The sequence below is a fragment of the Streptomyces sp. NPDC004561 genome, from assembly GCF_053602155.1.
Window position 1 is genome coordinate 16,905 of record NZ_JBSGDB010000033.1, and the last position, 18,555, is coordinate 35,459.

The following is an 18,555-nucleotide window of genomic DNA, read 5'->3' on the forward strand; positions in this document are numbered from 1 at the left end:
CCCCCACCGGTTTCCACCATGGAGTTCCCGATGTCCAAAGCGATCACATACTCCGAGTACGGCGCACCCGAGGTGCTGCGGCTGACGGAGGTCACCGCGCCGGAGCCCGGCCCGGGCCAGGTCCGGATCCGCGTGCGGGCCGCCTCCGTGAACCCCCTCGACATGAAGCTCCGGTCCGGTCTGATGGCCGGCGCCGTCCCCGCCCACTTCCCCGTGACGCCCGGCCTGGACGTCGCCGGTGTCGTCGACGCCGTCGGCGAGGGGGCCGGGGCGGCCGTGGGGGACGAGGTTCTCGGCTCCGCCGTCGGCGGCGGCTACAGCGAGTACGCGCTGCTCGACCGGCCGGTCGCCAAGCCCGAGTCCCTGTCGTGGGAGGTCGCCGCCTCGCTGGTCACGGTCGGCCTGACCGCGTCCCGCGTCCTCGGGGAGCTGGGCGTGCGCGAGGGCCGGACGCTGCTCGTCCACGGCGCGGGCGGCAGTGTGGGCACCGTCGCGGTGCAGCTGGCCGCCGCACGCGGCATCACCGTCGTCGGAACGGCGGGTGAGCACGACCTCGACCGTCTCACCGCGCTCGGAGCCACCGCGGTCCGCTACGGCGACGGCTGGGCGGAGCGGGTGAGGGCGGCGGCCCCGCAGGGGGTCGACTACGTCTTCGACGCCTCCGGCGCCGGCGTGCTCGCCGACTCCGTCGCCCTGACCGGTGACAGCGCGCGCGTCATCACCATCGCCGACATGTCCGCCGCACAGCACGGCGTCCGCTTCAGCGTCGGCGGCGACCAGGCCGCGGACGCCCTGCCGGAGCTGGTGCGGCTGGCCGCGGCCGGCGGGCTCGACGTGCCGATCTGGCGCACCTACCCCCTCGCGGAGGCCGCACAGGCCCACACCGACCTGGAGGCCCACCGCAACCACGGCAAGGCCGTCCTGCTGCCCTGACCCACCGGGCCGGTCAGCCCGCCCTCGGCGGCGGTTCGCGGCCGGCGGCGGGCGGCAGCGACTGCTCCGTCCAGACCGTCTTGCCGTCGTGGGTGTAGCGGGCGCCCCACCGCTCGGTGAGCTGCGCGACCAGGAAGAGCCCGCGCCCGCCCTCGTCCAAGCTGAGGGCCCGCCGGAGGTGCGGGGAGGTGTGGCTGCCGTCCGACACCTCGCAGACCAGGCAGTGCGTACGGATCAGCCGCAGCGTGACGGGTCCGTCCCCGTACCGATAGGCGTTGGTGACGAGTTCGCTGGCCACCAGCTCGGTGGTGAAGGCGAGTTCCGTCAGCCCCCACTCGGCCAGCTTCGCCGTGGTCAGCTCCCTCGCCCGGGCGGCGGCGGTCGCCTCCAGGGGGAGCTGCCACGAGGCGACGTTCTGTGGCGGCAGCACCAGGGTACGGGCGATGAGCAGCGCGACGTCGTCGGTGGGGACGTGGTCGTCGGGCAGCAGCGCGTCGACCACGGCGCGGCAGGTGTGGTCCAGCGGATCCGCGGGGTGCGCGAGGCGTTCGCCGAGGGTCTCCAGGGCGGCGTCGACGTCGCCGCTGCGCGCCTCCAGCAGGCCGTCGGTGTACAGCGTGAGCAGGCTGCCCTCCGGGAGATCGAGGTCGTACGTCTCGAAGGGCAGTCCCCCGAGGCCCAGCGGTGGCCCCGCGGGCAGGTCGAGCACGGTCACCTGACCGTCCGGGGTGGTCATCACCGGTGCCGGGTGGCCGGCGCGGGCCAGGGAGCAGCGCCGGGAGACCGGGTCGTAGACCGCGTAGAGGAAGGTGGCCCCGAGCACCTGGTCCAACGCCGACGGGCTGCCGTCGGCGTTCGCCTCCAGTTCGGCGGCCAGGAGGCTGACCAGATCGTCCAGCCGGGCCACCACCTCGTCGGGTTCCAGGTCGAGGCTGGCCAGGGTGCGCACCGCGGCCCGCAGCCGTCCCATGGAGGCCGCGGCGTGGATCCCGTGGCCGACCACGTCCCCCACGACGAGGGCGACCCGGGCTCCCGACAGCGGGATCACGTCGAACCAGTCACCGCCGATGCCCGGTTCACGGCTCGCGGGGAGGTACCGGCAGGCCACCTCGACGGCCGGCAGGTCGGACACCGTGCTCGGCAGCAGACTGCGCTGGAGCGTCAGCGCGGCGCTCTGCTGCTGGGTGAAGCGGCGCGCGTTGTCGATGCAGACGGCCGCGCGCGAGGCGAACTCCTGGGCGACCGCGGCGTCGTCGTCCTCGAAGGGCTCCGAATGGCGCGCCCGCCACAGACTGACGACGCCCAGTACCAGGCCGCGCGCCACCAGGGGCACCACGATCAGGGAATGAACGCCGAGCCCCAGGGCGACCTCGATCCGCCGTCTGTCCATGGCGTACCACTCGGGGCGCAGGGACAGCAGCCGTTCGAGGATCGTCCGGCGCTCGGCCAGGCACCGCGCCTGCGGGGATTCCGGGAAGAGCGGGACCACCTCGCCCTCCTGGCAGGGGATCCGGCGTTCCGGTGGCGAGAGAGCCGCCCGGAACAGCGGACCCGCCACACCGCCGGACGGTTCGTCACCGGACGTCACCGCCTTGAGGAGGTCCACGGAGCAGTGGTCGGCCAGGCCGTCGACCGCCACCTCGGCCAGCTCCCGGGCGGTCTGTGCCACGTCCAGCGAGGTCCCGATGCGGGCGCTCGCCTCGTTCAGCAGGGTGAGTCTGCGCCGGGCCCGGTAGCGCTGGGTCACGTCCTCGATCGTCTCCGCCACGCCGAGGACCCGGCCCGAGGAGTCCTCCATCCGGAAGGCCGAGACGGACACCATCCGCTCCCGGCCCGGATCGTGGAGGGTTCGCGCGGACTGCTCCGTGAAGATCAGCGGCTCGCCGGTCTCCAGGACGTGCCGCACCCGCTCCTCGGCCGGACCCGCGTCCTCCTCGACCATGAACTCGCTGGGGCGACGGCCCACCGGCGCCTCGGCCGGGACACCGCTCGCCTTGGCGATCGCCCGGTTGATCCGAATCACCCTGCGGTCCGGGCCGTACGTGGCCAGACCGATCGGGGACCGGTGGTACAGGCCGTCCAGCAGCGCCCGGTCCCGCTGCCAGGCGATGACGTCCGCGGCGGGGGCCCCGACCAGGAGCCACTCCTGGCTGTCCCCGTCCCGCGTGATCGCCCGGGCCCGGAAGCCCATGTCCACCCGCCGTCCCTCGCGGTGCCGGACGGGCAGGACGCCGTACCAGCCTCCCGTCCTGAGGGCGTCCACGACGACGGACCGCGCGACAGGCAGATCACGGGCGTCGATCAGGAGGTCCTGCCACGGCCGTCCGATCACTTCCTTGGCCGAATAGCCCAGCAGCTCCTGCGCGCGTGGGCTCCAGCCGACCACCGTGCCGTGATCGTCGAGCACCGCCGAGGCGCCCCGCCCGAGGGCGAACGGATCGTCCGGACTCTCGCTGAACAGCATCGACGGCGTCGCCATAAGCACCACCCTGCCTCCGTTCCTCCGATGCTCCTCTCCTCGCTCCCCGTCCGCACCCTCGTGTTCCGCCCGCCCCTTCGAGGAAGGACGCGGAGGGGGCCTTCCCTCGCGCCGCCGAAGCCACTGGTGAGAGGCCCCGGCACGTACCGGGATGCGGCGGGCCCGAGCGACAGACCACGTCCCGCACGTCGCGCCCTTCACGCATCGGTCTCCCATTGTGGACTTCGAGGGGTCCGCACCCGGCGGGCGTGAAGGAGGGCCGGATCGTGGCGTACGGCGACTACCAGGACGAGATCTACATGGACGGGCTGCGCGGGGTGGTGCCGCGCTTCCCGATGACCTACGACGAACTGGAGCCACTGGCTCAGGCCGCGATGCCCGCCTCGGTCCGCTCCTACGTCATGGCCGGAGCCGGCGACGAGCGCACCCAGCGCGCCAACGTCACCGCGTTCGAACGCTGGGGCCTCGTCCCGCGCATGATGGTCGGGGCCACGGAGCGGGACCTGTCCGTCGACCTCTTCGGGACGCACCTGCCCTCACCGCTGTTCATGGCCCCGGTCGGCGTGCTCGGCCTGTGCGCACAGGACGGCCACGGCGATCTCGCCACGGCCCGCGCCGCCGCCCGCACCGGCGTCCCGATGATCGCCTCCACCCTGACCGTCGACCCACTGGAGCAGGTCGCCGCCGAGCTCGGCGACACCCCGGGCTTCTTCCAGCTCTACACACCCACCGACCGGGAACTGGCCGAGAGCCTGGTCCACCGCGCCGAGAAGGGCGGGTTCAAGGGCGTCGTGGTCACCCTGGACACCTGGATCACCGGCTGGCGCCCCCGGGACCTCGCCGTCAGCAACTTCCCCCAGCTGCGCGGGCACTGCCTGACCAACTACACCAGCGACCCCGTCTTCCGCGCCCGCCTCGCCCGCAGCCCGCAGGACGACCCGGCGGCCGCGGTCGCCGAGTGGGTGAGGATCTTCGGCAACCCCCTCACCTGGGACGACCTGCCGTGGCTGCGCTCGATCACCGACCTGCCGCTGATCCTCAAGGGCATCTGCCACCCCGACGACGTCCGCCGCGCCAAGGACGGCGGCGTGGACGCCGTCTACTGCTCCAACCACGGCGGACGCCAGGCGAACGGCGGGCTGCCCGCCCTCGACGCCCTGCCCGGCGTGGTCCGGGCCGCCGACGGCACGCCCGTCCTGTTCGACTCCGGCGTCCGCACGGGAGCCGATGTCGTCAAGGCCCTCGCCCTGGGCGCCACCGCCGTCGGCATCGGCCGCCCCTACACGTACGGCCTCGCCTACGGCGGCGAAGCCGGCGTCGTCCACGTCCTGCGGTCCCTGCTCGCCGAGGCCGATCTGATCATGGCCGTCGACGGCTACCCCACCCTCGCCGACCTGACCCCCGAGGCCCTCCGCCGCCTCACCTGACACGGCCGGCCCGCATCCCGTGCCAGGCATGGAGCACGCGGGCGTCCGACTCGCCGACGCCGACGGAGCCCGCGCCCTGTCCGCCGTCCGGCTCAGCCGGACAACCCGCTGGGGCATCGCCCGCGGGGCCGTGCGTACCGGGCCCGTCGGCCGGCCTGAGCGGTCTTCGCGCCGGACGGCGTGGGGGACATCGATCGTGGTGGAGAGCGTGTCGAGACGGTCCACCGTGATCATCCTTGCTACCGTCCACTTCGCATAAATCGTCCATAACGGACAGATTCGCGCCAGCTGGTGGTCGAGAGGACACGGACCATGAACGACTTTTCCCGTCGCAACATGCTCAAGGCGACGGCGGTCGCCGGTGCCGGCGCGGTCGTCGTGCCCGGCGTCGCGGCAGCCGAAGCTCCCGGCGCGAGCGCCGCGGCCGAGGCCCCCGCGACCGAGCCGTACGGGGCGGCATGCGGGCCGGCGAAACTGACCGGCCGCATCGTCCGCCCCGGCGACCCCGGGTACACCGACGCGCGCCTCGGCTGGGACCAGCTCTTCTCCCACTACCCGCTGGTCATCGTCTTCGCCCAGAACACCCAGGACGTGGTCAACGCCCTGACGTGGGCGCGGCAGAACGACGTGGCGCTGCGGATCCGGAGCGGCCGCCACGCCCTGGAGGGCTGGTCGAACGTCGACAGCGGCCTCGTGATCGACATCAGCGAGCTGAAGTCGGTCCACATCGACAGCGGCGCTCGCATCGCGACGGTCGGCTCCGGACTCAACCAGCTGGAAGCGGTGACCACACTCGCGAAGAAGAACTTCGCGGTGACGACGGGGACCGAGGGCAGCGTGGGCCTCTCCGGCGCCACGCTCGGCGGCGGCTTCGGCTTCCTCACCCGCTGGCTCGGCATGGCGTGCGACAGCCTGATCGGCGCCGAGATCGTCGTCGCCGAAGGCGGCGAGTGCGCCAAGGTGGTCAAGGTCGATCTGGACCACCACTCGGATCTGCTCTGGGCGCTGCGCGGAGCGGGCAACGGCAACTTCGGGATCGTCACCTCGCTCACCTACAAGCTGGCCCCGCTGAAGAGCGTCACGTATCTGCAGGCCACGTGGGACGGACTGGGCGACCTGCGGAGGCTCTTCGAGACCTACCAGCGCACCATGCCGTTCACCGACGACCGCCTCGGCACCCAGCTCGAGTTCCACCGGAACCAGACCCTGCTGTTCGGGGTCCTCCCGGAAGGAACGCCCGCGGAGGCCAAGAAGCTGCTGGCCCCGCTCCTGTCGATCGGCAGCCCCAAGGTGACGACGCAGGTGGGCAACTGGGGCGACGTGTACGCGGGATTCCAGGTCCCGATCGAGGTCGAACCCGCGAACTGGAAGTTCTACTCGCAGTTCGTCAAGAAGCCGTTCCCGACCAGGGCGATCGACGTGGTCGCCTCGTTCATGAAGGACGCCCCCACGGACGACAGCAACTACTTCCTCCAGGCGTTCGGCGGGGCGGTCAGGAAGAGCCCCCGTGGCGGTACGGCGTTCCCGCACCGCGACTCGCTCTTCTACGCCGAGCCCGGCGTCGGCTGGGGCAAGCGCAGTGACCAGCCGGGCATCTGCGACCCGCTCACCCCGCAGGCCCAGGCCTGGATCGCCGAGTTCAGCCAGGCACTGCGCCCCTACGTGGCCGGCGCCTACGTCAACGTGCCGAACATCGCCCTGCAGGACTGGGAGACCGCCTACTGGGGCTCCAACTTCGACCGGCTGCGCAAGATCAAGGCGAAGTACGACCCGCGCAACGTCTTCCAGTACGACCAGAGCGTCCCGCCCGCGTCCTGCTGACCGAGCAAACCCCTACGGCACCGGCCGGTACCCCACTTCACGAAGTGCGGTACCGGCCGGTGCCGTATGGCTCAAGGCTTCTGGGACGTGCTCGCCGTCGGCGTTCCGGAGGCCGAGGCGCCGGTGGGCGAGGTGACAGTGGGCGAGGTGACAGTGGGGGAGGCGGCGGTGGCGGGCGCGGTGGGCGAGGCAGCCGGGGCGGTCGGGCTGCCGCTCGTGCCGGCTGACGGGGTGTTCGGGGACGTGGCCGGGGGCGCGCCGGTCGTGGTGGTGGCCGTGGGGGGCGTCGAGCCGAGCGGTGTCAGCACCGCGTCGGTCACCCGTCCCTGCGCGTCCGTCGTGAGGCTGACGGGGTCGGCCGCGCCGAGGAGCCGATCGCAGCCCAGGTTGGTGAACGTCTGGTTGGCCCGCGCGGCGAGGAAGCCGAAGAGATTCGGCGCCGTGGCCGGGTCCGGCGAGGGCGCCTTCGCGAAGAGCCCCTTGTCCTTGAAGACGCGCTGGACGCCGACCGGGCTGCGGAAGAGGGTGGCGCAGAAGGCTGTTCCGGCACGGCCGGCGCCGGCGCCGATCGCGGGCATGTCGACTCCCGCGCGGTACGCGTTGGTCTTCGTGACGCTGCTGTGGCCGTCGACGAGCGTCATCGGGTCGTTCGGCGGAACCAGCGCGACCGGAGCCTTCTGACGGGCCGCTGCGGACAGTTCGTCCAGAGCGAGGGCGGACGTGGCCTTGCCGTCGCCGGACTGGTCGGGTGCGGTGAAGGGCTTGCAGCCGAGAGCCGGGTCCATGAACTGCGTGAGCAGCAGGTTGTCGCTGCCGTTGGCCAGATCCGTGGGGGCGCCGGTCCTCGACCGGGACCTGCCGTTGTGCCGGTGGTGGCGGTCGCCACGGTTGGCCAGCCGCGCGGCCTTCTTCATGGCCGCCCTGCTCGCGGCGTTGTTCTGGGCGATACGGCCGTGCGCGTCGGCGAGGTAGTGGGTCACCACGTTGTCGCTGCCGTCCTGGTCCACGACGGAGAAGTCCCTCGTGGTCGGGCAGGGCAGCCCGTCCCTGGCGGTCCCGAGCGCCGGAATCCTGAGGTGCCCCTTGGCGATCTGGGCGTTGGCGGCCGCGAAGAACGCGGGCGCGTTGCAGTACGCGAACTGGCCGAAGACGGATCCGCGCAGGCCGTTGACGCATGTGCCCTGGGCGAGGGCGTTGGAGCGACCGCTCCCGCGCAGGGTCAGATTCGCGTTGTTGAAGCCGAACCAGATCCCGACCGTCGATCCTCTCGGCACCGAGGGCCGGACGGTGCGCGCGGCCGGTCTCGTCCCTCTGTCGATCACCAACGGGTTGTAGAGGGTCAGTTTGCCGTCCCGGGTGACGATCGCGGCTTCCACGAACGCCGACTGGTCGGGGTTCGCCTCGTGGCACGGCCCCTGGGCCGGATCGGTCGCGACGAGTCGGTACGGTGTGGCCAGGCCGCGCGCGGTGAGGGGGTGATCGGGCACCAGCAGCGTGCAGTCCGGATCGGGCTTGCGGTCCGCGGCCGGCTGCGCGGAGGCCGGCCGGCTCCCCCGCGGGTGGTGATCACGGCTCTCCGCCGCGAACACCGAACCCGCGACGACCGCCAGAAGCACCGGCCCGCCGATGAAGGCGAGCGACAGCTTCGACCGTTTCCAGCGTCGGGCGTGTTCGCGTTGCGTTGCACGCGACGACCGCGTCAAGTCCTTGCGGGGCACTGGCCTGCTCCTCACTGCGCTGCCCTCCGCGCTTCCCTCCGCTGGAGGGAACCCACGGTCGCGCGGGGCACACGATGGTCATGACGTTGCGGACCCGTCCCAGCGGGATGGAGGGACAAGCCGGCATGACGGATCCACCCGCCGTACGTGCCGGGCCCGCGAACCGTTCAACGGCCGCCCCAGCCATTGCCGATCCTTTGACAAGCGGGAGAGCCTCCCGGCCGAACACGCTTCGGCGGCGGCGGAATTCGGCGCCCTGCCGCTCTTTGCGTGACACCGCCGGCCGGCGGCGACACGGTCAGGAGACCAGGACTCCGATGCCGTCGCCCAGGAGCTTCAGGCCGAACACGAAGAACAGAACCGCCATGACGGCCGCGTTGTGCCGCGCGGCCCATTCCTTCCAGTTGCCCAGCATGTTCCTCGCCCGCTCCCCCATGACCAGGAAGACCCCGAGGGGGATCAGCATGCCGAGGGAAGCGATGACGACGAAGATCGCCAGCGCGGCGATCTGCTGTCCGACCGGCAGTCCCGACGAGCTGATGGACACTCCCGCGGCAATGGTCAGCGGAGCGTTCTTCAGGTTCCCGGCCGACAGCAGGAGGGCGAGAAGGAAGACCTTCCGCGGCGCGAAGCGGTCGATCGCGGCCATCCACTGTGGCAACTGCGCCTGCGCGGGGTCGGCAGGGCGACGACGCCACAGCCTCCGGGCGAAGAAGACCAGTGCCAGCCCCAGCGCGAGCTTGAGGGCCCCCGTCCAGTCGGCCGGCTGCCCGTGGCTGGTGGAATCCCCGTTGCCCCCGATGACCAGCATCACCGCGCCCAGGGCCGACAGCCCCACCACCCAGCCGGTGACGAACACCAGTCCGTTCAGGCGGCCGCGAGGCGTCGCCAGCATGATGATCAGGGCGATGATCGGCAGCGGACTGACGGCGACACCGGCCGCCAAGCCCAGCACATCGCCCAGCACCTTACCCATGCGCGCCTCCGGCACATCGAAGAACCGCTCTGATCAAGAACCGCACTGATCACAGCCGCCACCCCGACCGACGCCACGAGCCGGGCACGCGCCGCACACCGGGTCACGCCGGCCACCTCCAAAGAATCACCCACGGCGCACGGTCCTCGCCGCACGGGCACGCGGCGTGCGGGTGAATGGCCTGCGCGGCTGCCACGGCTCGTGCGCAACCGGTCGGCTCCGGCGCCGAATCGGCCGGGCCTCCCCCGCCTGGAGTGCGGGGGATGTGTGCGCGGAATAGGCTTTTCCACGACAAGGTCAGGTCCTCTGGGCGGTCTCGGACGCCGGTCGCCGTACCGGCGACGATCCATTCCTCCTGCGGAAACCCGACGAGCGCGGTGCCCCCTCGCACACCGCGGGGGCCGACAGCGGTCGAATCCTCACATCCAGGCTCGCCTCGCGCTGTGCGCGCCACAGTGGCACCGGCTTCAGGATCCGCAGCTCGCAGTCCCCGTGGAGGCCGGGATGAGAGTTGTCGTTGATCTTTCCCGATGCGAGGGGTACGCGCAGTGCGCGTTCCTGGCTCCGGACGCGTTCCGGATGCACGGCGAGGAAGCGCTGATGTACGACCCCAAGCCCGACGACGCCCGGCGCGACCAGGTGCTGCGAGCCGCGGCGGCCTGCCCGGTCCAGGCGATCCTGGTCGACCGGCTGGAGGAACGGGACGTGCCGGTGGAGGCGACGCCGTCATGATCAGTGCCGACAGCCTGCGGGCGTTCAGGCGGGACGGCCGGATCGTGATCGTCGGCGCGTCCCTGGCGGGACTGCGGGCCGCGGAGGCCCTGCGCGACGAGGGGTTCACCGGAACGCTCACCATGATCGGTGACGAGCTGGGCGAGCCCTACGACCGTCCTCCCCTGTCCAAGCAGGTGCTGACCGGGTGGGTGTCGGCCGGGGACACCACGCTGCCGCGCCGTCGTGCCATCGACGCGGAGTGGCTGCTGGGCGTGCCCGCGAGCGGGCTGGACCTGGCGGCCAACCAGGTACGTCTCGCCGACGGGCGTGAGATTCCCTTCGACCGGGTGCTGATCTCCACCGGCGTGCGGGCACGGCCCTGGTTCGTCGAGAGCGAGGCGGACCTGGACGGCGTGTTCGTCGTGCGTACGCGGGAGCACGCCGAGGGCCTGCAGCGAGCGCTGGCCGCCGGGCCGTCCCGCGTGCTGGTCATCGGCGCGGGGTTCACCGGCTCCGAGATCGCGTCCATCTGCCGGGAGCGGGACATCCCGGTGACCGTCGCCGAGCTCGCGCCGGCGCCGCTGGTCGGGGCGCTCGGTGCCATGATCGGTGACGTCGCGTCCGACATGCAGCGCGCGCACGGCGTCGATCTGCGCTGCGGTGTCAAGGTCACCCGGCTGGAGGGCGACGCACAGGGGCACTTCCGCCGTGCTCACTTCGACGACGGCAGCACGGTCGACGCCGACGTGGCGGTGGTGGCGCTCGGGGGCATCCGCAACACCGAGTGGCTGCGGGGCTCGGGACTGGCGGCCGGGCCGTGGGGCCTCGCCTGCGACACGGGGTGCCGCGCCCTCACCCTCGACGGCCTGATCACCGACGACATCTTCGCCGCCGGAGACGTGGCACGCTGTCCGAACCCGGTCTACGAGTACCGGCTGATCTCGCTGGAGCACTGGGCCAACGCCGTGGAACAGGCCGAGGTCGCGGCGCACAACATGGTCAGCGGCCAGGCGGACCGCTGGCCCCACCTGTCCCTCCCGGTGTTCTGGTCGATCCAGTTCGGCGTCAACATCAAGTCCGTCGGGGTGCCGACCTTCGCCGACGAGGTGGTCCTCTCCCAGGGGTCGGTGTCCGAACGGCGCTTCGTCGCCGCATACGGCTACCAGGGCCGCGTCACCGCGGCGGTGAGCTTCAACAACGCGAAGTGGCTGGACCACTACCGGAAGCTGATCGAGACGGCCGCCCCCTTCCCACCGCCCTGCCCCACGCCCGACCAGCCCGTCGACACGAAGCCGGTGCCCGTCGACTTCCCCGGCCCCGTCCTGCTCGCCCAGGGCGCCACCGTGGTCGTCACCGGACACGACCCGAGTGAGCGACGGGTCACGGCCGCGCAGCAGCACCGCCGGTAGGAGGGAGCGTGAGATGACCACGACCGAGAAGCCCGACACGCTGCACCGGATCCTCGACTACTCCTCCCGGGCCGACCCGTACCCCCTGTACGCCGAACTGCGCGAGACACCCGTGGCCCGGCAGGAGGACGGCAGCTACGTCGTCAGCACCTATGACGAACTCACGGGCCTGCTGCACGACCCGCACCTGAGCTCCGACGTCCGCAACCTGTCGCATCCGATGCCCACGCACGAGGGTGAGACCACGCCGGCGTTCATCAACCTCGACCCACCCGAGCACGACCGCCTGCGGCGCATGGCGATGCGCCACTTCGGCCCCCCGCACACCCCGGGGCTGGTGACCGGCCTGGAAGGCGACCTGACCGCCACCGTCAGCGGTCTGATCGACGACTTCGCGGGCAAGGAGCAGATCGACATCGTCGACGACTTCGCCTACCCGTTCCCCGTCACGGTGATCTGCCACCTGCTCGGCGTGCCCCGCGAGGACGAACCGCGGTTCCATCTGTGGGTGGACGCCCTCGTCAACTCCATCGACTACAACCCCAAGACCGACCCGAAGGAAAAGCTCGAAAACGGTCTCCAGGCCCGCAAGGACCTGCGCCAGTACCTCGGCGGGCTGCTGGAGCAGCGTCACGGCCGGCCGGGCGAGGACCTGCTGGCACGGATGGCGAACGACGACGGCCCGGACGGACGGATGACCGACGAAGAGATCATCGCCACCGCCAATCTGCTGCTGATCGCCGGCCACGAGACCACGGTCAACCTCATCACGAACGGCATGCTGACGCTGCTGCGCCACCCGGAGGTGCTGCAGCGGCTGCGGAACGACCCGGACATGGTCGTGCCGCTGGTCGAGGAACTGCTGCGCTACGAGCCGCCGGTGCACATCATTCCCTGGCGGGCGGCGTACAGCGACGTCACCGTCGCCGACACCGTCATCCCCAAGGGCTCGCAGATCATGCTCATGCTGGCCTCGGGCAGCCGCGACCCGAACCACTTCCGCGATCCCGACCGCTTCGACCCCGACCGGCCGGACAACCAGCACCTCGGCTTCGGCAGCGGCATCCATCTGTGCTTCGGCGGGCCGCTGGCACGGCTGGAGACACAGATCGCGCTGACCGAGCTGGTACGCCGCCTCGACCGGCCCCGGCTGGTCGCCGACCCGCCGCCGTATCGCCGCAGCCCCGTGCTTCGCGGTCCGGTCCACCTCCACGTCGAGCAGGGCAGCGGCTGACGCGACAGCCGAGCGCCGGGCCCGGCCGGCCCCCCGGGCCCGGTCGGCCCCCCGGGGCCGGTCGGCCCCCCGGGGCCGGTCGGCTCAGCGGCCCTGCCTCAGCGGTCGTAGGACGGCCTCGCCCACGCGTACGAGCGCGGACAGCGGTTGTCCGGCCCAGCCGGTGAGGTCGCGCGCGAAGGCGGGGTCCAGTTCGACGGTCACCTTGACGTAGCGGGTGTCCAGTGCGGTGACCCTCCGGGGAGGGGACGAGGGCTCTGCCGTGTCCGGCCGAGGTCGCATCGCGGCCCGATAGGCGTCCTTGCGCTGGTTCATACGGTGTCCTGACGCTTGATGAGCTCCTCGGCGAGGTCCATGTACGCGGTGCCCTTCACCTCGACGGGGCTGCCGAAGGACTGCGAGTACAGGTCCAGGCGCGGGATGTGTGTGGACAGCACGTGGAAACCCCGCTCGCCCAGGGCCTCGCGCGCGTCGGCGTCGGGACCGGTACGCGTGGCGTCTGGGCGGTTGGTGCGGTTCAGCAGGACGGCGGCCCGGGCCGGGTGGGAGCGCAGGGACTGCATGTCGTCCATCTCGCGGTCGATGGGCGCCATGCGGTCCAGCTCGATCGGGGCCGGGGTCACGGGCACGATCCACTCGTCGGCGTACCTCATGACGCCCCGGGCGATGTGGGCGTGGTCCTCCAGCTGCGGGGCGTCGAACACCACCGCCCGCCGGTTGTCGAGGAAGTCGTTCACGCGCCGGTGTACGTCGCCCACCGGCAGGGCGAGCACGGGGAACGGGAAGCCGCCCGCCAGTTCGCTCCAGCGCAGCGCGGAGGAAGCGGGGTCGCTGTCCACGAGCAACGGTGACAGGCCCGACGCGTGCAGCGCGTGGGCCAACCAGACGGCGCTCGTCGTCTTGCCCACACCGGGTTTGAGGTTCACGAATGCATAGCTCAGCGGCACAGGAGCCGACGCTAACGGCCGCGCGCCGACCGCCGCCGTCGGCGCGGAGCCGCCGTGCCCGGTTCACTCCGCGGCGTCGGCGAATCATTCCCGCGGGCTAACGCGGAGGGCGCCGCCATCCGGCAGGGCCGGTGCCGACGGCCAGGGGCGAGGCGCACCGCTCCGTTCCCGCCGAGGACATCCCGGAATGCCCTGCACCGGTCACGGGCGGTGACGGTAACCGGTGCTCCGGGGACCCGGGCGAGCGAGGGGGCGCGGGCGGACCGGCGCACTGCCGGCGGGCCGCAACCGGGCATTACCGGCATCGGGCTCATCTCACGTGGCGGACGTCAGGGCCCGCCCAGAACGGCTCGGGAAGCGGCTCTCCGGCGGGCCGCGGCCACGACGTCGTTGATCCACAGCTCGTCGGGGTGCGCGAGGGCGGCCTCCGCCAGGCGGTCCCAGAGGGACGACTGCGTCCAGGTGATGAACCGGCGGTGCGCCGTCGCCGAGGAGACCGCGAACCACGGCGGTAACTGCCGCCAGGAACACCCGGAGGTGAGCACGTAGACCACCGCGGTGAAGGTCCGCCGTTCGTCCAGCGGCGCCGTACCGCCGCCCTGCCGGCGCCCGGTGAAACCCGGGAGCAGCGGCTCGACCACGTTCCACATCCCGTCCGGCACCAGTCGTCGGGCCAGCTCGTATTTCATCGTTCCCCCCATTCTGCGCCCGGCTTCCCCATTCCGTGCGCTCGGTCTAATGCGTGATCGGCGGAACCACGTGAGACAGGGATTCACGCGAGACTGGGCCGAAACCACGTTCGATGCGCCGACTATGGCCCGCCCAACGACGGTTGTCCACTGCTCCCGGCGGCCATGACTGAACGTTCAATTCCCCTTGACGGCGGGGTGCGAAGACCCTTGGAACGGGGTCGCATTCAGCGTGCGCAGGCCGTTGACATGCCTGGCCAGGGGATGTAAATCTGTCGGGCGTCGAATCGGGGGGACGAATCGGGGGGCCAAATCCTGATGTTGTGAAAACGCTCTTCAGGAGAGATCTTTCAGAACATGCGCAGACGCGTTCGCGGTCCTTTATCGCGGCCATTAATTCAGCGCCTGAGCGAATTTCTGGGGCGGAACTGCCCTGCGTTGTCCGGGCATTCCTTTTCCCTTTCTCCCACAAGCACCCGACTCATCGGGTACGCCGTCCGGATCCCCGGCGGCGATGTGCACCACTTCGCAGAGAAGGAGATCCCCATGAAGAAGATCGCCGTGCGCAAGGCCGGGACCGTCCGTCTGACCTCCGCCGCCGCGTCCGCGTACTGCTGCGGCACCAACAACGCCTGATCCCAGGCGGGTGCGCGCCGGGCCCTGGCGCCCGGCGCGCACCGCACACCGGCCGCCGACCAGTGAGGTGAGGCAGTGACGACAACGCCGTCCCGGGATTTCGACCGACCTGTGCGGCTGCATCCGCTCACCTATCTCGAGGAGGGCGAGGAAGTCACCGTCGGCCGGGCCGACATCGACTCCTACGGCCTCTTCCCGCCCGACGGCGCCGCGCTGCTGCGCCGCCTGGAGGCCGGCACCCCGCCGAACGCCGCGGCGCGGTGGTACACGGACGAGTACGGCGAACAGGTGGACATGGCCGAGTTCCTCGAGGTCCTCGAAGAACTGGAACTCCTCGTCAGGGACGGGGAGCAGGTGGCCGCGACCACGGGCCCGGTGCGCCGGCAGCGGCTCGGCGCCCTCGTCTTCTCACCGGTCGCATGGGTGCTCTACGGCCTGATCGTGCTCGCGGCCGTGACCGCCATGATCCGGCGGCCCGAACTGGCCCCGCACTACCAGAACCTGTTCTTCACGCGCCGCTCACTGGTGCTGCTCACCCTCGGCATCGTCCTCGGCCAGGTGCCGTGGATCCTGCTCCACGAGGCCGCCCACGCCCTCGCAGGACGCCGGCTCGGCCTCAACTCCACGCTGTCCATCAGCCGCCGCTTCTACTACGTGGTGTTCGTGACCGCCCTCGACGGCCTGGTCGCCGTTCCCCGCCGCAAGCGGTACCTGCCGATGCTCGCCGGAATGATCACCGACGTCGTGGTCATCAGCGGCCTGACCCTCGTCGCCGCGGCCGTGCCGGACACGACGGGCGCCACCGCCGTGATCCACCGGCTGCTGCTGTCGATGGCGTTCGCGGTCGTCCTGCGGCTCGTCTGGCAGTTCTACTTCTTCCTGCGCACGGACCTGTACTACCTCGCCATCACCGTGCTGGGCTGCAACGACCTGCAGACCACGGCCCGGCAGATGCTGCGGAACCGCCTGATGCGGCTGCTGCGCAAGCCGGAGCGCATGGTGGACGAGCGCACGTGGGGGGAGCGTGACCGCCAGATCGCGCGCTGGTACTCGTGGCTCATGGTGGCCGGCTACGTCTGCCTCACCGTCACCCTGCTGACCGCCGCGATACCCACCGGAATCCGGCTGACCGAGGTCGCGGTCCACAAGCTCGACACGGACTTCTCCCCGGCCAACGCCGCCGACGTGCTGACGTTCCTCGTCCTCAACTTCTGGGAGCCGGTCTTCGCCGCCTACCTGGCCTTCCGCGCCTGGCGGCGCCGCACCCGCACCACCGCTTCGACCGCAAAGGAGACCGCACATGCAGCAGGCTGACGCCGCGCTCCCCGGCCATCGGAGGCTGTACGGCGCAACCCGTCACGACCGGGCCGCGACCGCGGACGGCCACCCGCTGCCGCCCCGGCTCCTGCCCACGGTCGACGCCCACCGCAGGCTGCGCGGGCCGTACACCGCGGCCGGCACCGTCGTCCGGGCGCTCGTCCCCGGCGTACTCGCCGCCGCCCCCGAACTCGTGCGCCGTCACGACATCGAACTCCTCTCAATCGCACCCGAGTTGACGCCCATCGTGCCCAACTCGCGGGAGACGCTGACCTCCATGGCGCTGCCCGCGGAACGCACGCGTTTCTACGCCCGGCTGCGCACCCGGCGGATCGCGGGCGGCCTCGTGGAGTTCGTCCGCGACGCGCTGCCCGTCCTCGGTCACGACGGCCCGCGGTGCCTGGTGGTGGAGAACGCCGACCACGCCGAGACCACCGACGAGGAGTTCCTCGCCACGCTGGTGCGCCGCCTCGACCCGCGCGTGCTGACCGTCGTCCTGTGCGGCGCACACGCCCCGCACCCCGACGGCGTACTGGCCCCCGCGCTCGACCGCCACACCACCGCACTGCCCCTGCGGACCGGGCCCGGGACGGCCCCCACCGCACTGCTCCTGCCGGAGGCCGGCGCCGGGCCCGGGTCCGCCGAGGAGGACCCCGCCTGGCGCTGGGTCGCCGCCGAGGGGCTGCTCGACGGCCCCGGCGGCGAGACCGCTCGCATCGCCTACGAGGCGCTGCCCGCCGCCGAACGCGCCGCCCTCCACGACCGCCGCGCCGCCGAGCTGCGCCGGACGGAGGAGTTCTCGCTCACCCTGGGCGCGCTCCCGTACCACCTGGAACGCGGCAGCGCCCCGGCGGATGAGGCCGTGCCGGCGCTGTGGGCCGCCTCGGACCACTGCCTCGTCAACGGCTTCTACGACGCCGTCGTCGACTACGGCCGCCGCGGCCAGCACCTCGTGAACGGCCGCGAGGAGACCAAGCAGTGGTGGAGGTTCGGCGTGCAGCTCGGCCTCGCCCTGTCCATCCTGAGCCGGACCAAGGAGGCCGAGGCCGTCTACGACGAGGCGCGGCTGCTGTCAACCGACCCGGCGGTGCACATGGCGTGCGCCTACTCCACCGCCATGCTCTACACCCGCCACAACGACCCCGCCGACCGCGACGAGAAGAAGGCCAAGGCGCTGCTCAACAGTGCGATCGCCACCGCGTCGCTGTTGCGCGACCGGGTCGAACGCGCCTTCCAGAGCGCCTTCTACAAGAACGGCCGGGCCCTCGTGGAGGTCAACCTCGGCGACCCCCAGGAGGCGCTGCGCCTGGTCACCGAGTGCATCGACGACCTCGACCGGCGGCTCACCCCGGACGAGCACCGCCTGCACCGCTCGGTGCTCAAGAACAACCGCGCCCGGGTGTACTCGATCCTCGGCCGGCTCGACGAGGCGCTCGCCGACTACGCGGTCGTCATCGACCAGGACCCCAACCACGCGGAGCACTACCTGGAGCGCGGCAACCTGCTGCGCCGGCTCGGCCGCACCGAGGAGGCGCTAGCCGACTACTCGCGCGCCCTCAGCCTGTCGCCGCCGTTCCCCGAGATCTACTACAACCGTGGCGACCTGCGGCTGAGCGAGGGTGACGTGGAAGGGGCGCTCGCCGACTTCAGCTACGTGATCGAGCAGGACCCGGAGTTCGTGGACGCGTACATCAACCGCGCCGGCATCCATCTGGAGTCCGGGGACCTCGCCGCGGCGCTCACCGACGCCCGCGCCGGGCTGCGGCTCGAACCCGCAAACGCCTATCTGCACGCGGCCGTCGGACGGGCGCTCGCCGAGAGCGGTGAGCTCGGCGACGCGGAAGCCGCGTACGACCGGGCGGTCGAGGCCGACCCGGACCTGGTGAGCGCCCTGTCCGGGCGGGCCGCCGTCCGGTACGAGGCGGGGCGCCCGCACGACGCGCTCCAGGACCTGTGCCGGGCGATCGAACTCGACCCGAAGGACGCCGCGTTGCGCTACAACCGCGCCTTCCTCCACCAGGAGACCGGCGGGCGGCAGGAGGCCCTCGACGACCTCGAACTCGCCGCCGTGCTCGACCCGGAGGACGCGGAGATCGCCGAGGCGCTCACCGCCCTGCGCGGACGGCCGGACGCCGCGTGACGACCGTACCGGACGCGGCCGGTTCGGCACTGCGGCTTGCCGAACCGGCCGGTCCCGGCAGGCGTGCGCTGCGCGACGTCCTCGGCCGGTACGCCACCGGGGTCACCGTGGTCAC

General features: G+C 71.8%; 14 protein-coding genes. 8 read left to right on the plus strand and 6 right to left on the minus strand.

The features are described 5' to 3' along the window. Positions 1-30: 30 nt before the first annotated feature. Positions 31-933 carry an NADP-dependent oxidoreductase gene (locus ACWEN3_RS07155; RefSeq protein WP_452966751.1) on the plus strand — a complete coding sequence of 301 codons (903 nt, stop codon included), beginning with the start codon at positions 31-33 and terminating at the stop codon, positions 931-933. Positions 934-946: 13 nt separating this feature from the next. On the opposite strand, the gene ACWEN3_RS07160 is transcribed toward ACWEN3_RS07155, so the two are convergent. Then, complete coding sequence (locus ACWEN3_RS07160) at positions 947-3,412, minus strand: SpoIIE family protein phosphatase (RefSeq protein WP_452966754.1); 2,466 nt, start codon at positions 3,410-3,412, stop codon at positions 947-949. 266 nt (positions 3,413-3,678) lie between these two features. On the opposite strand from ACWEN3_RS07160, the gene ACWEN3_RS07165 reads away from it, so the two are divergent. Further along, a complete protein-coding gene (locus tag ACWEN3_RS07165) occupies positions 3,679-4,839 on the plus strand; it encodes an alpha-hydroxy-acid oxidizing protein (RefSeq protein WP_452966758.1) in 1,161 nt (386 codons plus the stop codon). A 312-nt stretch (positions 4,840-5,151) separates the two neighbouring features. After that, the gene (locus tag ACWEN3_RS07170; protein ID WP_452966760.1) at positions 5,152-6,660 is read left to right on the plus strand and encodes an FAD-binding oxidoreductase; all 1,509 of its coding nucleotides are present in this window, start codon (positions 5,152-5,154) and stop codon (positions 6,658-6,660) included. A 71-nt stretch (positions 6,661-6,731) separates the two neighbouring features. On the opposite strand, the gene ACWEN3_RS07175 is transcribed toward ACWEN3_RS07170, so the two are convergent. After that, positions 6,732-8,378: a hypothetical protein gene (locus tag ACWEN3_RS07175; protein WP_452966762.1), complete on the minus strand. Its 1,647-nt coding sequence runs from the start codon at positions 8,376-8,378 to the stop codon at positions 6,732-6,734. 298 nt (positions 8,379-8,676) lie between these two features. Beyond that, positions 8,677-9,354, minus strand: a complete 678-nt coding sequence (locus tag ACWEN3_RS07180) for a GAP family protein (protein ID WP_452966765.1) — start codon at positions 9,352-9,354, stop codon at positions 8,677-8,679. A 504-nt stretch (positions 9,355-9,858) separates the two neighbouring features. On the opposite strand from ACWEN3_RS07180, the gene ACWEN3_RS07185 reads away from it, so the two are divergent. From ACWEN3_RS07185 to ACWEN3_RS07195, 3 genes are read left to right on the plus strand one after another with little or no spacing between them, the layout of a single operon-like run. Then, complete coding sequence (locus ACWEN3_RS07185) at positions 9,859-10,086, plus strand: ferredoxin (protein WP_452966767.1); 228 nt, start codon at positions 9,859-9,861, stop codon at positions 10,084-10,086. After that, positions 10,083-11,477 carry an NAD(P)/FAD-dependent oxidoreductase gene (locus tag ACWEN3_RS07190; RefSeq protein ID WP_452966769.1) on the plus strand — a complete coding sequence of 465 codons (1,395 nt, stop codon included), beginning with the start codon at positions 10,083-10,085 and terminating at the stop codon, positions 11,475-11,477. The genes ACWEN3_RS07185 and ACWEN3_RS07190 overlap by 4 nt, the downstream gene beginning before the upstream one ends. Before the next feature lie 13 nt (positions 11,478-11,490). After that, on the plus strand, positions 11,491-12,711 hold the full coding sequence (locus ACWEN3_RS07195) for a cytochrome P450 (RefSeq protein ID WP_452966771.1): 1,221 nt from the start codon (positions 11,491-11,493) through the stop codon (positions 12,709-12,711). An 84-nt stretch (positions 12,712-12,795) separates the two neighbouring features. On the opposite strand, the gene ACWEN3_RS07200 is transcribed toward ACWEN3_RS07195, so the two are convergent. The 3 genes from ACWEN3_RS07200 to ACWEN3_RS07210 all read right to left on the minus strand — a co-directional run bounded on the left by ACWEN3_RS07200 (position 12,796) and on the right by ACWEN3_RS07210 (position 14,347). After that, positions 12,796-13,026, minus strand: coding sequence for a hypothetical protein (locus ACWEN3_RS07200; protein ID WP_452966772.1), 231 nt, complete (start codon positions 13,024-13,026; stop codon positions 12,796-12,798). Then, positions 13,023-13,637, minus strand: coding sequence for a nucleotide-binding protein (locus tag ACWEN3_RS07205; protein ID WP_452966774.1), 615 nt, complete (start codon positions 13,635-13,637; stop codon positions 13,023-13,025). The genes ACWEN3_RS07200 and ACWEN3_RS07205 overlap by 4 nt, the downstream gene beginning before the upstream one ends. 350 nt (positions 13,638-13,987) lie before the next feature. Continuing rightward, the gene (locus ACWEN3_RS07210; RefSeq protein ID WP_452966777.1) at positions 13,988-14,347 is read right to left on the minus strand and encodes a transposase; all 360 of its coding nucleotides are present in this window, start codon (positions 14,345-14,347) and stop codon (positions 13,988-13,990) included. Between the two features lie 711 nt (positions 14,348-15,058). Here ACWEN3_RS07210 and ACWEN3_RS07215 point away from each other — a divergent pair. Both ACWEN3_RS07215 and ACWEN3_RS07220 read left to right on the plus strand, forming a co-directional pair. Then, positions 15,059-16,297, plus strand: coding sequence for a hypothetical protein (locus tag ACWEN3_RS07215; RefSeq protein ID WP_452966779.1), 1,239 nt, complete (start codon positions 15,059-15,061; stop codon positions 16,295-16,297). Next, on the plus strand, positions 16,284-18,440 hold the full coding sequence (locus ACWEN3_RS07220; RefSeq protein WP_452966781.1) for a tetratricopeptide repeat protein: 2,157 nt from the start codon (positions 16,284-16,286) through the stop codon (positions 18,438-18,440). The genes ACWEN3_RS07215 and ACWEN3_RS07220 overlap by 14 nt, the downstream gene beginning before the upstream one ends. Positions 18,441-18,555: the final 115 nt, after the last annotated feature.